Below are 15,043 nucleotides of genomic sequence, written 5' to 3'. Positions count from 1 at the left end.
TGGACCGACGCCGGGCCTACCGGACGTCCTCGGGCGCCGCCTCGTGGCCCGCGCGCCCGGCCGTGCGTCGTTCCTGCTTCATCCGCGCCTCGAACAGGTGCCGCGCGCCACCCGCGAGCGCCTCGCGCGCGGCACGCTCGTGCTCGCGGAACACCGACCAGTAGGTGTCGTCGTACGCCTCGACGACCTGGAACGTCCAGTGCCCGGGGATGACGTTGCGCCCCACGAGGTCGGTCGCGATCCGGTCCGCGACGTCCGCGTGCCCGGCGGCGCGCAGCTTCTCGACGGCCTCGCCGAGCGCGAGGTCGGCCTCGCCCGTGAGCTGGTGGAACGTGTAGAGGTGGCCCCGGGCGCGCTCCGTCGTCTCCAGCGCCTCGCTCAGCGCGCCGAGCGCGTCGACGGTCGCGTCGCTCACGCCGTCCGGCACGGCACGGCTCGGCAGGTCACGGGGGTCGTCGTCGCTCACGCCGCCACGCTAGGCACGGCCCCGCCGGCCCGCACCCCGTCGCCGGACCGCGTGCGTCGGCGCCCTGTGACAGGGTTGACCCGCCACCCCCGACCGAGGACACCGTCGCGAGCCATGCCACAGACCGCACCCGTACCGACCGTCACGACCCAGGCGACCCCGAGCCAGCGACCCCACCGGGCGGCGCGGATCGAGGACCGGTGGCGCGCCGTCGTCTCGCGCCTGCAGAAGGCGCGCGGCTGGCGCCCGCGGGTCGAGCCGTTCGCGGGGTACGGCAGCCCGCGGCGCGTGCGCGTGCTCGGGCGCGTGCTGCTCGCGAGCCCGGCGTTCGACCCCGCGCTGCACGAGCGCGAGTCCGCCGACCGCCGGGGCTGGCGGTACTTCTTCACCGCGCCCGCCCCGCGCGAGGAGGTGCGCGTCCACGTCGGTGACGTGACCGTCGACCTCGTGTCCGACCGCGGCGGGTACCTCGACGCGACGATCGACGTCGCGCTCGCACCGGGCTGGCACGACGTGACGTTCCGGCCGTCGTCGGGCGCGGTCGCGAAGGGCCGCGTGTTCGTCGTGGCGGACGGGCGGCGGCTCGGCGTCGTGTCGGACATCGACGACACCGCGATGGTCACCGCGGTGCCCCGCCCGCTCATCGCCGCGTGGAACACGTTCGTGCGGCACTCGAGCGCACGCGTCCCCGTGCCGGGGATGGCGGCCCTGTACCGCGGGATCGCGACGGAGCGCCCCGGCACGCCGTTCGTCTACGTCTCGACGGGCGCGTGGAACACGGCCGCGAACCTGCGCCGGTTCCTCCAGCGCCACGGCTTCCCGCCCGGCCCGCTCCTGCTGACGGACTGGGGCCCGACGAACACCGGGTGGTTCCGCAGCGGCCCGGAGCACAAGGACACCGCGCTCGAACGCCTCTTCCGCGAGCTGCCCGACGTCGACTGGCTCCTGATCGGCGACGACGGCCAGCACGACCCGGAGATCTACGCGCGTGCCGCGCGGCGGTTCCCGGACCACGTCGCGGCCGTCGCGATCCGCGAGCTGACGCCTGCGCAGCAGGTCCTCGCCCACGGCTCGCCGCTGCCTGCCCCGGGCAGCCTCCCGGGCGAGGTCGGCACCGGCGTCCCGACGGCGTTCGGCCCCGACGGCGACGCGCTCACCCGCGCCCTCGCGCGCGCCCTGCGCCGCTGACGGGACGACCGCGTCCGCCGAACATGGGGTCACCGCCCGTTCTGAGGTCGTGACGGGCGACAACCCCATGCTCGGCGGGCCGCCGCGCCGGGATGCCGATGTCAGGAGCGGGTGATTGCCTGAGGGAATGACGACGCCGCAGGACCCGTTCCCCGTGCCCGAGCCCGAACCTGCCGAGCGGACGCGCCGCACGTGGCCGTGGATCGTGCTCACGGTCGTGGCGGTGCTCGTGATCGCCCTGGTCGTGTGGCTCGTGAACCGCCCGCCCGGCGCCGAGCCCGCGGCGGAGACGCCCGCGCCGACGGCCACGGAGACGGGGGACGCGTCGCCGACCGACGCGGCCTCCCCGAGCGACGACGCGTCGACCCCTGCCGCGGAGGGCTGCCCCGCGGCGGGCGACGGTCCGCCCGCCGGCGCGGACACGCACGAGATCGTCGACGTCGACGGCGACGGCCGCCCGGACACCGCGTGGCTGACCGGCGGCGCGGACCGCGCGTTCGGCATCACCACCGCCTCGGGCGCGACGTTCTCCGCGCCGATCGAGTCCGCGAGCCCCGTCCCCGCGAGCGCGGTCGTCAACCTCGTGGCCGCGGGCGACGCGACCGCGCCGATCGCGCTCGTCGACACCGGCCGTGAGGTCCTGCTCTTCTCCGCCGCCGACTGCGCCGTGACGCCCACGCAGAACGCGCAGGACGAGCAGTACACGTTCGACAAGGGCTTCGCCGGCTTCGGCACGGGCGTCGGCTGCACCGAGGTCGACGGCGCGCTGCACCTCGCGGGACTGAACGCCGTGTCCGACGACGGCACGACGTTCACCGTGTCCCGCACCTTGGTGGACCTCGACGCGGGCGCGACGCGGGCGACGAACGGCGAGGAGGAGACCGTCGCGCAGGACGCGCCCGCGGACGACCCGGTGGTCACGACCGCGCAGGAGACGAGCTGCGGCGACCTCGTCGCCGGGCAGGACGGCCCCGTCGAGCCCCAGTAGGGCCACGCACCCGCACCCCGCCGCCCCGCACGAGGCGGGAGTCCGGCGGGGCGGGTCGTGGCGGCCGGGCGTCACCCGCGGCTGCACGTGCGGCACGTGCCGCGGCGGCGCAGCCAGTAGGCGTAGGTCGCGGCGCCGAGGGCGACGGACCACAGCGGCCACAGGAGCATCGGGCCGACGGCGCCCCACCGGTCGGCCGTGAGCGCGAGCTGGCCCTCGCCGAGCCCGAGCGCGACGAGCGAGACCCCGGCGGGCAGGACGGCGACCGCGACGACCGTCGCCGGGACGACCGCGAGGCCGACCGGGACGCGCCGGCCCGCGAGGCCGAGCATCCAGCGCGGGAACCGCTCGCCCCAGTGCTGGTAGAGCCCGAGCGTGAGCACGGCGCCGACGAACGCGAAGCCGCCGAGGCCGAGCGCCGCGATCCAGCCGTCGTCCCCGGCGAGGTCGGCGACGTCGTCGGGCGAGAAGCCGAGCGGGATGCCGAGGACCCACGCGATCCGGGTGAGCGCGTAGAACGCGGGCGCGGCGGCTGCCACGAGCGCGGCGCGACGTCCCCAGCCCGCGGAGGCCTCCGGCGTCGTCCACGCGTGGTCGTGGCCGTCGTGGCGGCGGCCGCACGACTCGCACGCGCCCGCGGCGCGGCGCACGAACCGCCACGTCGAGGCGACGAGCAGCGCGCCGCCCGCGAGGAGCGCCACCTGGAGCAGCGGCCCGGCGCCGACGAAGTCCTGGAACGCCGCACGCATCACCGGGTCGAACGGGGCCATGACGAGCGTGACCGGCAGGTAGCCGAGGCGCGCGAGGATCGAGGCGTCGGTGAGGGCGAGGACGCCAAGACCGACGACGGCGGTCGCCGCGACGGTGAGCGCGCGGTCGCCGCGCGCGACGAGCCCGTGCCGGCCGCCGAGCCACGCCCGCAGCGCCGTGGCGGCGCCGACGAGCCCGAGCACGGCGACCCACGGCGTGAGCGTCGCGCCGGGCACGGGCGTGAGGACGCCGAACGAGAGGTCGTTCGCGTCGCCGACCGCGAGCGTGCCGCCGGTGAGGGTGACGGCGAGCGCGGCGAGACCGCCGGCGGCCCACAGGACCGCGGCTGCCGGGCCGACCCAGCGCCCGCGGGGCACGTCCGCCGCGCGGGCGGGCGGGGCGGCCCCGGGTGGTGCGGCGGCGTCCTGGTTCCGGCGGCCCGGGCCGCGGGTCGGGGTGGGGACGGGGGTGCGTGGTGTCGAGGTGCTCATGACTCGACCCTCGCGCCGGGCGACGCGACGGGGATCCCCCGTGGCGGCGGCCTGGCTCCCCCGCGCGGGGGATCAGTCCCGCGAGCGCGCGTCGCGCAGCGCCCGCAGCGCGCCCGTGGACCACAGCGCCCACGCCATGAGCACGGGCTGGAAGAACAGGCGGCCGAAGCGCTTGGCGTCGGTGTCGAGGCCGAACCCGTCCTTGTGCTCGAGCCACTGGCCGACGTTGCCGGGGAAGATCACGACGAAGAACGCGGCCGCGACCAGGCCGACCGCGACCCGCCACCGCGTCAGCACGACGAGCGACGCGCCGAGCACGATCTCGACCGCCCCCGAGGCCAGCACCGTGACGTCCTCGTCCACGGGGAACCAGGACGGGACCTGCGCCTGGAACTCCTCGCGCGAGACGGTGAGGTGACTGACGCCGGCCCCCACGAGGGCGAGGCCGAGCCCGACGCGGGCGAGCGTCGCGACGAGCGGGACGCGCGGGGCGGGGCGGGTGATCGCGGAGAGGTCCATCGCGCGATCGTCGCACCCGGCCCGCCTGCCCGCAGCGCGGCCGAGCGCCGGTCAGACGGGTCGCACGAAACCCGACTCGTACGCGCGCACGACGGCCTGCGTGCGGTCCCGCACGCCGAGCTTCGCGAGCACGTTCCCGACGTGCGTCCGCACGGTCTCGACGCCCAGGTACAGCTCGGCGGCGATCTCCGCGTTCGACAGCCCCTGCGCGACGAGGCGCAGCACCTCGCCCTCGCGCTCGGTGAGGCGCGCGTCGCGCAGCTCGTCCCCCGCGGGCGGGCGCGCCGTCGCGAGCCGGCGCACGGCGTCGGGGAACAGCAGCGACTCACCGCGCGCGACGACGCGCACCGCCTGCACCACCTCCTCGGGCCGCGCCCGCTTGAGCAGGAACCCGTGCGCGCCCGCCCGCAGCGCGTCGAGCACGTGGTCGTCGTTCTCGAACGTCGTCACGACGAGCACCCGGGGCGCGGGCTCCCGGGCGAGCAGCGCGCGCGTCGCCGCGATGCCGTCGACGCGCGGCATCCGCACGTCCATGAGCACGACGTCGGGCCGCTCGCGCGCGACGACGCCCGGCACGTCCGCGCCGTCCCCCGCCTCGCCGACGACCTCGAGGTCCGGCTCCGCGTCGAGGATCACGCGCAGCCCCGCGCGCACGAGCGGCTCGTCGTCCACGAGCACCACGCGCGTCGTCGTCATGCGCCCCCTCCTCGTCGTGCCCGGCGCCGGGCCGCGCCCGCGCGACGGCGGTCGACGGCCGTCCCGGGACGCCTCATCCTCCCGCACCCGCTCCGGGGAACCGCGCCCGCACGACCCAGGCCCCGCCGTCGGGCGTGGGACCGGCCGTGACCTCCCCGCGCAGCAGGTGCGCGCGCTCGCGCATGCCCGCGAGGCCGCGGCGCTCGCGCGCCGGGCCGGGTCCCGGCCCCGGCCCACGCGCGGCGTCCAGGGGGTTGCGCACCTCGACGGCCAGCGCGCCGTCGTCCGCCGCGACGTCGACGGTGACGGGCGCGCCCGGCGCGTGCCGCAGCGCGTTCGTCACGGCCTCCTGCACCACGCGGTACGCCTCCTGCGACACGGCGCGCGGGACGTCGGGCGGCGCAGCCCCGTCGCGCGCGCGCCGCACGTCGGCGCCGGTGCGGCGCGCGTCGTCGAGCAGGGCGTCGAGGTCGGCGAGGGTCCGGGCCGGGCGGGCGGGCGGACCGCCGGGCGTCGCGGGAGCGTCCGCGCGGAGCAGCCCGAGGACGTGGTCGAGGTCCGCCATCGCGGACCGCCCGGTGTCCTCGATCGCGGCGAGCGCCCGGCGCGCGGCGGCCGGGTCGGCGTCGAGCAGGCGCGCGGCCGCGGCGGCCTGGAGCGTCGTGACGGTCAGCGCGTGCCCCACCGAGTCGTGCAGCTCGCGCGCGAGGCGGCCACGCTCGGCCGCGCGGTCGGCGGCAGCCTCCAGCTCGGCGATGCGCTCCGACTGGTCCGGCCCCAGCAGGGGCGGTGCGGCCTGCCGCAGCACCGCGCGCGCGAGGGCGACGACGTACGGGACGGCGAGCAGCACGAGCGCGGCCATCACCAGCCACGCCCACGCGGGCAGCGCGTCCCACGGTCGCCAGTCGGCGAGAAGCACGGTCTCGACGCCCGCCGCGGACAGGACGAGCTGCGTCGCGACCGGGATCCCGACCAGCAGGGCGAGCACGACCGCGGCCCCGAGGGCGAGGTGCAGCGCGTACCACGCCGCGGCGCGCCAGCGCGTCGCGGCACCGGGAGGTGCCGCGCCCTGCACCGGCAGGGGCACGTCCACGTCGAGGAACGTCCGCACCGCCGCGATCTCGAGCGTGCGGACCGGCGCGAGGAACGGGGGCGTGCTCACGAGCACCGCGGAGACGAGCGCGAGCACGACGACGGCGACACGCGGGGTCTGGAGCGACGCGAACATCTGCACGAACCCCGCGACGAGCGTCACGTACGCCCCGGCGACCACGCCGCCGACCACGAGGTACACCCCCGCGCGCACGGTCGCGGCGCTGCGCAGCGGCGCGACCACGCTCCCCCACGCGCCGCGCGGTCGCGCACCGGACGCCCGCACCCGCCGGACGTCGTCGCGCACCATGCCCCCAGTCTGGCCGGGCCGCCGGGGTCGCACATCCCCCGGACGGGTGACGCGCGCGCCGCGCTCAGGCCGTCAGGCGGCGAGCTCCTGGCCGCTCATGCGGTGGATCGACGCCATGACCTCGTCGGTGAGCTCGCGGCGCGCCTGCGCGGGCTTGGTGCCCGCCGTGATCTGCCGCTGCGGGTCGATGGGCTTGCCGAAGTGCACCTCGACGCGGTGCAGGCGCGGCAGCCGCTTGCCGATCGGCTGGACCTTGTCCGTGCCGCGCACCGCGACGGGCACGACGGGCGCGTGCCCGGCGAGCGCGAGCCACGCGACGCCCGTGCGCCCCTGGTGGAGCTTGCCGTCGCGCGAGCGCGTGCCCTCGGGGTAGATGCCGAACGCACCGCCGCGCCGCAGCACCTCGAGCGCGTCCTCGAGCGAGCGCTGCCCCGCGCGCGGGTCGTCGCGCTGCACGGGGATCATGCCGACCGTCGTGAAGAACCAGCGCGACAGGCGGCCCTTGAGCCCGCGCCCCGTGAAGTACTCCGCCTTGGCGAGGAACGTGACGTGCCGCGGCGCGACGATCGGGATGAGGATCGAGTCGATGAACGACAGGTGGTTGCTCGCGAGGATGACCGCGCCGTTGCGCGGGACGTTGTTGCGTCCCGTCACCTGGGGTCGCAGCAGCACGAAGGCGAGCAGCGACAGGACGAGCCTCAGGACGCGGTAGGTCATTCGTTCATTGTGCACCGTCACCGCCGCACGTCCGTGCACGCGGCGTCCCGCACGCGCGGTGCGACGGGTCTCCCCGCGACCGCCGCGTCAGCCGTCCTGGCCGGGCACCGCCCCCGCGGCACGGCGCGCCCGGACCCCGCGGGTGGCCGCGTAGACGGCGAGGATCACGAGCACGAGGCCGGCGGTCGACACGAGCTGGGCGCGGGCGGCGTCGTCGGTCAGCATGAGGACCGCCAGGGCCGCGAGCCCCACGAGCACGGCCCACGTGAGCCAGGGGTAGCCCCACATGCGCAGCGTCATGGGCTCGCCCGACGCGCGCGCCTGCTCCTCGATCCGGCGGCGCAGGCGCAGCTGCGAGACGGCGACGAGGACCCACACGACGAGCAGCGCCGCGCCGACCGCGTTGAGGAGGATCCCGAGCAGCGCCTCGGGCAGGAGCCAGTTCAGCCCGACGGCGACGAGCGCGAAGAACACCGAGACGAGCACCGACACCCACGGGACGTCGCGCCGCGAGACGCGGCGCAGCGCGCGCGGCCCGTCGCCGCGACCGGCGAGCGAGTACGCCATGCGCGACGTGCCGTAGACGTTCGCGTTGAACGCCGACAGGAGCGCGACGACCACGACGACCTCCATGAGCCGCGCGGCCCCCTGGAGCCCGGCGAGGTCGAGCACGGCGACGAACGGGCTCTCCGCGAGCAGGGGCGAGTCCCACGGCAGGACGAGCACCATGATCGCGACGGAGCCCAGGTAGAACACGAGGATCCGCCACACGATGCTGCGGGTCGCGCGCGCGACGGCGGTGCGCGGCTCGCGCGCCTCCGCGGCCGCGATCGTCACGATCTCGATGCCGCCGAACGCGAAGACGACGACGAGCAGCCCCGCCGCGATGCCGCTCCAGCCCTCGGGCGCGAACCCGCCGTGGCCGAGGAGGTTGCTCGTCCCGACGGGCTCCGTGCCGGGCAGCAGGCCGAGGACGAGCAGGACGCCGACGACGAGGAACCCGACGATCGCCGCGACCTTGACGAACGCGAACCAGAACTCGAGCTCGCCGAACTGCCGCACGCCCCGCAGGTTGATCACGGCGAACACGACGACCACGGCGAGCGCGACGCCCCACTGGGGCACGTCCGGGTACCAGCCGGTGACGATCTGCGCGGCGCCCGTGATCTCGGCGCCGAGCACCATGACGAGCATGAACCAGTAGAGCCAGCCGAGCAGGAACCCGGCCCACGGCCCGAGCGCCTCCTCGGCGTACACGGAGAAGGAGCCGCTCGCGGGGCGGGCGCTCGCCATCTCCGCGAGCATCCGCATGACGAGGATGACGACGACGCCCGCGATCGCGTAGGACACGAGCACGGCGGGCCCGGCGGTCGCGATCCCGACGCCGGAGCCGAGGAACAGGCCGGCCCCGATCGCGGAGCCCAGGCCCATCATCGTCAGGTGCCGCGTGCGCAGCCCCCGCCCGAGGTGGTCGGCGGAAGGGTCCGTGGCCGTGCCGTCGGACGGGGCGTCGGACGGGGCGGAGGGCCCGGACGGTGCGCGGCTCGCGGTCGCTGCCGGGCGTTCGGGCGTGGGGGTGCTCATGGTGCGGTCCTGCGTTCGGGGAGGGTGCGTCGTGCTCGGCGCCGACCCACGACGCTACACGCCGTGGCACGACGACGCCCCGCACCCGGCGCGAGGGGGTCGCTGGGGTGCGGGGCGACGTCGGGCACGACGCTGTGCCTCCGAGCGGTACCCCTACGGGGTCGCGGTGCGCGGGAGGGGCGCGGCGGCGTGGTGCCGCGGGTCGGCGCTCTCGTCGCGGCCCGGCTCGGGCGTGCCGTCCACCGACCGTCCGCCGGCGTGCTCGCCGTCGGACGCCCGGCCGTCGGTCGGCGCGGTGTCGGTCGGGGCGGTGGCCGTGGTGTCGGGGGCGGTCGCGCCGGCGACGGGCCGGCGGGTCGAGCCGTTGATGACGCCGTCGTCCTCGAGGTCCTCGAGGTCGTCGTCGTCGACGGCCCCCGCACCGTGCTCGGCTCCCGCGGCGAACACCGACGGGTCGGGCGGCGTGCCGAACTTGAGGTGGTTGAACAGCAGGTTGAGCAGGATCGCCATGACGGCGGCCGAGCTGATGCCCGAGTGGAAGATGATGCCGAACCACGTGGGGAACTGGTCGTAGAAGTCGGGCTTGGCGATCGGGATCATGCCGAACGAGATCGACGCCGCCACGATGATGAGGTTCATCGGCCGCGAGTAGTCGACCTTGGCGAGCGTGCGGATGCCGGACGCCGCGACCGACCCGAACAGCACCACGCCCGCGCCGCCGAGGACGGGCGTCGGGACGGCGGCGACGACGCGGCCCAGGACGGGCAGCAGGCCGAGGACCACGAGGATCGCGCCGCCCGCCGCGACGACGAACCGCGACTTGACGCCCGTGATGGCGACCAGGCCGACGTTCTGCGCGAACGCGGACTGCGTGAACGAGCCGAAGAACGGCGAGACGACCGACGACGCCATGTCGGCGCGCAGGCCGTTCGCGATGCGCTTGCGGTCGACCTTGGTGCCGACGATCTCGCCGACGGCGATGATGTCCGCCGTCGTCTCGGTGAGCGTGACGAGGATGACGATGAGCATCGAGATGATCGCCGCGATCTCGAACGTCGGGGCGCCGAAGCCCAGGAACGACGGGAACGCCGCGACCGGTCCGTCGCCCACGCCGGAGAAGTCGGCCTTGCCGAGGGCGAGCGCGATGAGCGTGCCGACGACGATGGCGATGAGGATCGACAGGCGCGAGACGGTGCCGCTGCCGATCTTCGACAGCAGGATGACGATGGCGAACGTCAGCGCGGCGAGGCCGATGTTGCTCACCGACCCGTAGTCGGGGGCGTCGGCGCTGCCGCCCATCGCCCAGTTGGCCGCGACGGGCATGAGCGTGAGGCCGATCGTCGTGATGACGACGCCGGTGACCACCGGTGGGAAGAACCGGATGATCTGCGCGAAGAACGGCGTGATGAGCAGGCCGATCGCGGACGCGACGAGGACCGCGCCGAGCACCCCGGGGATCCCTCCTCCGCCGTTGACGATCGCGACCATGGTGGACACGCCCGCGAACGACACGCCCTGCACGAGCGGAAGCTGCGACCCGAAGAACGGGATGCCCACCGTCTGCAGGATCGTCGCGAGGCCGCCCATGAAGAGCGACGCGGCGACGAGCGTCCCGATCTCGGCGGGCGTGAGCCCTGCCGCGGAGCCCACGATGAGGGGCGGGGCGATGATGCCGCCGTACATCGTGAGCACGTGCTGGAACCCGTACCCGAACGTGGCCCCGACGGGCAGCCGCTCGTCCTCGGGGCGTCCTGGCCGGCGTCCGGCGCCGTCCGCGGCCTTCGTGGCTCGCGCGTTCATAGCGGACCTCCTCGTCAGCCATCGTTCCGCTTAGCGGAAAACTACTTCCGCTATTCGAACTCCAAGTGTGACCTGTGTCAAGTCCCTGCCGCCAACTCGCGCGTGGCCTGCGACGACGGGCACGGCGGGGAGGAGCGCGCGGCGCCCCTCCCCGGCGCGTCCCGGGCTCAGCCCGCCACGAGGCGGCGGGCGGCGGCGGAGTGCTCCGCGACGAGGGCCCCCAGGTCGAGGTCCGGGACCGCCCCGTCGACGACGCGCCACGCGCCGCCCACCATGACCCGGTCCGCCCGGTCGGCGCCGCACAGCAGGAGCGCCGCGACCGGGTCGTGCGAGCCCGAGAAGCGCAGCTCGTCGAGGCGCCACAGCGCGAGGTCAGCCTGCTTCCCCACGGCGAGCACGCCGACGTCGTCCCGGCCGAGCACGCGCGCCGAGCCGCGCGTGCCCCACCCGAGCGCGCGCGTCACGGGGATGTCGGCCCCGTACCTCAGCCGCTGCAGGTAGAGCGCCTGGCGCGCCTCCAGCACCATGGTCGACGCGTCGTTCGACGCCGAGCCGTCCACCCCGAGACCGACGGGCGCCCCGGCGTCCTCCAGCTCGACGGCGCGCGCGATGCCGGACGCGAGGCGCATGTTCGACGTCGGGCAGTGCGCGACGCCGGTCCCCGCCGCCCCGAGCCGGCGCACCTCCTCGTCGTCGAAGTGGATGCCGTGCCCGAGCCACGCGCGGTCCGTGAGCCAGCCGACCGACTCGAGCTAGTCGACCGTGCGCATCCCGAACCGCTCGCGGCAGAAGTCCTCCTCGTCGATCGTCTCGGCGAGGTGCGTGTGCAGGCGCACGTCGAGGGCCTCCGCGAGCGCCGCGCTCTCGCGCATGGCGTCCGTCGTCACGGAGAACGGCGAGCACGGCGCGAGCGCGATCTGCACCTGCGCCCCCGCACCCCGCTCGTGGTACGTCTCCACGAGGCGCTGCGAGTCCGCGAGGATCGTCCCGAGGCCCTGGACCACCGACTGGGGCGGCAGGCCGCCGTCGTCCTGGCCGAGGGTCATGGACCCGCGCGTGAGCGTCGCGCGCATGCCGAGCCGGCGCACCGCGGCGACCTGGATGTCGATCGCGTCGTCGAGGCCCGCGGGGAACACGTAGTGGTGGTCGGCCGCCGTCGTGCAGCCGGAGAGCAGGAGCTCGGCGAGCGCGACGGTCGTCGCGAGCTCGTGGTCGCGCGGCGTGAGTCGCGCCCACACCGGGTACAGCCGCTGCAGCCAGGGGAAGAGCGGGGCGTCCGCGACGGGCCCCCAGGCGCGCGTGAGCGTCTGGTAGAAGTGGTGGTGGGTGTTGATCAGCCCCGGCGTGAGCACGTGCTGCGACGCGTCGAACGTCTCGTCGACCGGCGTCGCGGGCTCGGCCCCCGCCGCGACGACCTCGGCGACCACCCCGCCCTCCACGACGATCCCGCCGCGCGCGTCCGGCGCGCCCGGCGAGTCGTCGGCGGTGAACACGCCGAGCGGGTTGCGGATCCACGTCCGGGTCGTCCCGGAGCTGACTGAGGTGCTGGTCATCGGTGCCTCCTGGTGGCTCGTCGCTCACCGGGGCGCGGGCTCCGGCGCCACGGTGCGCCGGCTCAGTGGTCCTGTCTGCCGATCCAGGTGCCGCGGGACCCGCGGCTGGGCCGACGGTAGGACGGGGTGCGGCGCGCGTCAAGGGTGGCCGGGCCCGCCGGGACCCCGGTCCTGCTCCCGCCGCGCGCGACCTGCGGCGCTGCGCGATCCTGGGACCGCCGTCCGCCGACTCCCGGAGCCCGCCGTGAACGTGTACGCCCCGCTCGTCCCGGTGTTCGTCGTCGCCCTGCTCGCACCGCTGGTGTCGGGACTCATGCCGGTGCGGTCGCGCGTGCCGCAGGTCGTCGTGCTCCTGCTCGGCGGGATCGTCATCGGTCCGTCGATGCTGCACCTCGCGTCGCCCGACGACGTCGCGCTGCTCTCCGACCTCGGCATGGGGTTCCTTTTCCTGCTGGCCGGGTACGAGCTCGAGCCGAACCTGCTGCGCGAGCGCATCGGGCGGCGCGCGGCGGGGGCGTGGCTGACCTCGCTCGTCGTCGGCGCGGCCCTGGTCATCATGCTCGTGGGGCGCGACTCCCCGCACGCCGTCGCCGCGGGAGGCATCGCCCTCACGACGACCGCCCTCGGCGTCGTGCTGCCGATCCTGCGCGACGGCGGTCAGCTCGGGTCGCGGCTCGGCCGCACCGTGCTCGTGGTCGGGGCGGTCGGCGAGCTCGGGCCGATCGTCGCGATGGCGCTCCTGCTCGGCACGCGCGAGAGCGGGGTCGCCGCGGTCCTCCTCGTCCTGTTCGCCGTCGTCGCGATCGGGCTGTCGGCGCTCCCGGGCCGGCTCGGGCGGCTGGGTGACCTCGGCGGCGGTCGGCTCGTCGCCGCGGCCGAGCACGGCACGGGCCAGAGCACGCTGCGGCTCACCGTCCTGCTGCTCGTGGCGCTGCTCGCGCTCGCGTCCGGGCTCGGGTTCGACGCGGTGCTCGGCGCGTTCGTCGGTGGCATGGTGCTGCGGCGGTGGGCGCCGGGCGACGTGGAGGCGCTCGAGAAGAAGCTCGACGCCGTGGCGTGGGGCGTGTTCGTGCCCGTGTTCTTCGTCAGCTCCGGCATGAACCTCGACATCGCGTCGATCGTCGCGGCGCCGCTGCTCCCGCTGACGTTCTTCGCGCTCATGGTCGTGGTGCGCGGCGGTCCCGTGCTGCTGTGGTTCCGCCGCGAGCTGCCGCCGGTCGAGCGCGTCCAGACGGCCCTCTACGCCGCGACCGCGCTCCCGCTGCTCGTCGCGCTCACCGAGATCGCGGTCTCGCAGGGCGCGATGTCGTCGCGCGTGGGCGCGGCGCTCGTCGGGGCGGGCGTGCTGTCGGTCGTCGTGCTGCCGATGGTCGCGAGCCGCCTCGGCCCGCGCGCGCCGGCGCCCGTCGACCCGACGGCCGAGGACCGCGCGACCGGCTGACCGGCCCGGCTCCGCGCGGGGAGCCGGGCCGGACGGGGAACGGGGCCAGCCCGGTCAGAACGTCCACTGCTGGTTCGGCGCCCCGTGGCAGTCCCAGATCACGAACCGCTGGCCCTCGTGGAGCGGGTTGCCGCCCTCGGCGTCGAGGCACCGTCCCGACTGCGGGTTGCGCAGCGTCCTCGCCCCCGCGTCGTACGCCCACCTCTGCGCGCCCGTGCCGTTGCACGTCCACAGCTGCACCGGCGTCCCGTTCGCCGTGCCGCTGCCGCTCACGTCGAGGCACTTCCCGAGCGCCCGGACCGTGCCGTCGCTCCCCCGCGTCCACGACTGGGCGGCGTTGCCGTTGCACGGCACGATCTGCACGCGGTTGCCGTCGTGCGTCTGGCCCCACGGCACGTCGAGGCAGAACCCGTTGGCGATGCGGATCGTGCCCGTCCCGGTCGGCAGGCCGCCCGGGTCACCGGGGTTCGTCGTGCCCGACCCGTTGTCGTAGACGCGCACGTAGTCGACCTTCATCTGCTGCGGGAGCTGGGTGGTGCCGTCGGGGTAGCCGGGCCACTGGCCGCCGACCGCGACGTTGAGGATGAGGAAGAACGGCTGGTCGAACACCCACGCGTTCGCGCCGACGCTCGCGCGCGTGACGCGGTGGAACTGCTGGCCGTCGACGAACCAGGTGATCTCGCCCGGCTTCCAGTCGACGGCGAACGTGTGGAAGTCGTCCGCGAACGACCAGCCCTGCGGGTGCTGGTACATGCCGGTGATCCCCGCGCCGCCCGAGTAGCCGGGGCCGTGCACGGTCCCGTGCACGCGGTGCGGCTCGAAGCCGACGTTCTCCATCACGTCGATCTCGCCCGACGCGGGCCACTCGGTGCCGGGGAAGCTCCCCCCGAGCATCCAGAAGGCGGGCCAGATGCCCTGGCCGCGCGGGATCTGGATCCGCGCCTCGACGCGCCCGTACTGCGGCTGGTACTTCCCCTGGGTCGTCATGCGCGCGGACGTGTACGACCCGTCGGCCTCGCGTCGCGCGGTGATGACGAGGTTGCCCTGGCCGTCGAGCGCCGAGTTCGCGCGCGACGCGGTGTAGTTCTGGAGCTCGGCGTTGCCCCAGCCGTGCGCGCCGGTCTCGTGGTTCCACACCGCCGGGTCGGGCGCGGAGCCGGCGGCGCCGTCGAACTCGTCGGACCAGACGAGGTCGCCCGGCGCGGCCTCCGCCGACGACGCGGGGACGGTCACCGCGAGCGCCGCGGAGGCCGCGGTGAGCGCGGCGAGGGCGGCACCCGCGAGGCGGCGCCGCCGGGCGTGGCCGTCGGGTCCGGTGGGCGTGGTGGGCAGGGGGCGCTGACGTGCGAGGTCCATCGATCCTCCAGGTCCGGCGGCCGGTGCCGCCTTGCGTCTCGCCACGGTGCGCGACGTGCTCGGCGCGCCAGTGCACCGGGCGGGGGCCGGTT

General features: G+C 75.7%; 12 protein-coding genes and 1 pseudogene. 3 read left to right on the top strand and 10 right to left on the bottom strand.

All coding sequences use genetic code 11. The features are described 5' to 3' along the window. Nucleotides 1-16: 16 nt before the first annotated feature. The gene (locus GJV82_RS03100) at nucleotides 17-466 is read right to left on the bottom strand and encodes a hypothetical protein (protein ID WP_024841005.1); all 450 of its coding nucleotides are present in this window, start codon (nucleotides 464-466) and stop codon (nucleotides 17-19) included. Between the two features lie 114 nt (nucleotides 467-580). On the opposite strand from GJV82_RS03100, the gene GJV82_RS03095 reads away from it, so the two are divergent. Together GJV82_RS03095 and GJV82_RS03090 are read left to right on the top strand one after the other, a co-directional pair. Beyond that, the gene (locus GJV82_RS03095) at nucleotides 581-1,654 is read left to right on the top strand and encodes an App1 family protein (RefSeq protein WP_024841004.1); all 1,074 of its coding nucleotides are present in this window, start codon (nucleotides 581-583) and stop codon (nucleotides 1,652-1,654) included. A 127-nt stretch (nucleotides 1,655-1,781) separates the two neighbouring features. Next, nucleotides 1,782-2,642 (top strand): hypothetical protein, encoded by an 861-nt coding sequence (locus GJV82_RS03090; protein ID WP_155098195.1) that lies wholly within the window; start codon nucleotides 1,782-1,784, stop codon nucleotides 2,640-2,642. 71 nt (nucleotides 2,643-2,713) lie between these two features. Here the strand turns inward: GJV82_RS03090 and GJV82_RS03085 are convergent, their stop codons facing one another. The 8 genes and pseudogenes from GJV82_RS03085 to GJV82_RS03050 all read right to left on the bottom strand — a co-directional run bounded on the left by GJV82_RS03085 (nucleotide 2,714) and on the right by GJV82_RS03050 (nucleotide 12,154). After that, entirely contained in the window at nucleotides 2,714-3,883 is a 1,170-nt protein-coding gene (locus GJV82_RS03085; protein ID WP_155098194.1) for a hypothetical protein, read from the bottom strand. 72 nt (nucleotides 3,884-3,955) lie between these two features. Continuing rightward, complete coding sequence (locus GJV82_RS03080; protein WP_155098193.1) at nucleotides 3,956-4,402, bottom strand: DoxX family protein; 447 nt, start codon at nucleotides 4,400-4,402, stop codon at nucleotides 3,956-3,958. Between the two features lie 51 nt (nucleotides 4,403-4,453). Further along, complete coding sequence (locus GJV82_RS03075) at nucleotides 4,454-5,098, bottom strand: response regulator transcription factor (protein WP_155098192.1); 645 nt, start codon at nucleotides 5,096-5,098, stop codon at nucleotides 4,454-4,456. 73 nt (nucleotides 5,099-5,171) lie between these two features. After that, nucleotides 5,172-6,500 (bottom strand): sensor histidine kinase, encoded by a 1,329-nt coding sequence (locus GJV82_RS03070; RefSeq protein WP_155098191.1) that lies wholly within the window; start codon nucleotides 6,498-6,500, stop codon nucleotides 5,172-5,174. A gap of 72 nt (nucleotides 6,501-6,572) precedes the next feature. Continuing rightward, nucleotides 6,573-7,217, bottom strand: a complete 645-nt coding sequence (locus GJV82_RS03065; protein WP_024840997.1) for a lysophospholipid acyltransferase family protein — start codon at nucleotides 7,215-7,217, stop codon at nucleotides 6,573-6,575. Nucleotides 7,218-7,304: 87 nt separating this feature from the next. Further along, the gene (locus GJV82_RS03060; RefSeq protein WP_155098190.1) at nucleotides 7,305-8,801 is read right to left on the bottom strand and encodes an amino acid permease; all 1,497 of its coding nucleotides are present in this window, start codon (nucleotides 8,799-8,801) and stop codon (nucleotides 7,305-7,307) included. A 153-nt stretch (nucleotides 8,802-8,954) separates the two neighbouring features. Then, nucleotides 8,955-10,601: a nucleobase:cation symporter-2 family protein gene (locus GJV82_RS03055; RefSeq protein ID WP_155098189.1), complete on the bottom strand. Its 1,647-nt coding sequence runs from the start codon at nucleotides 10,599-10,601 to the stop codon at nucleotides 8,955-8,957. Nucleotides 10,602-10,768: 167 nt separating this feature from the next. Further along, nucleotides 10,769-12,154 (bottom strand): annotated as a pseudogene (locus GJV82_RS03050) (8-oxoguanine deaminase). A 244-nt stretch (nucleotides 12,155-12,398) separates the two neighbouring features. On the opposite strand from GJV82_RS03050, the gene GJV82_RS03045 reads away from it, so the two are divergent. Next, nucleotides 12,399-13,595, top strand: a complete 1,197-nt coding sequence (locus GJV82_RS03045) for a cation:proton antiporter (protein ID WP_203231783.1) — start codon at nucleotides 12,399-12,401, stop codon at nucleotides 13,593-13,595. A gap of 54 nt (nucleotides 13,596-13,649) precedes the next feature. On the opposite strand, the gene GJV82_RS03040 is transcribed toward GJV82_RS03045, so the two are convergent. After that, entirely contained in the window at nucleotides 13,650-14,951 is a 1,302-nt protein-coding gene (locus GJV82_RS03040) for a glycoside hydrolase family 16 protein (protein WP_155098188.1), read from the bottom strand. Nucleotides 14,952-15,043 lie beyond the last annotated feature (92 nt).

Source organism: Cellulosimicrobium composti, assembly GCF_009711085.1.
Classification (GTDB): domain Bacteria; phylum Actinomycetota; class Actinomycetes; order Actinomycetales; family Cellulomonadaceae; genus Cellulosimicrobium; species Cellulosimicrobium composti.
The sequence above is the reverse complement of the archived record's forward strand: the minus strand, read 5'-3'. Positions and strand labels throughout refer to the sequence as shown.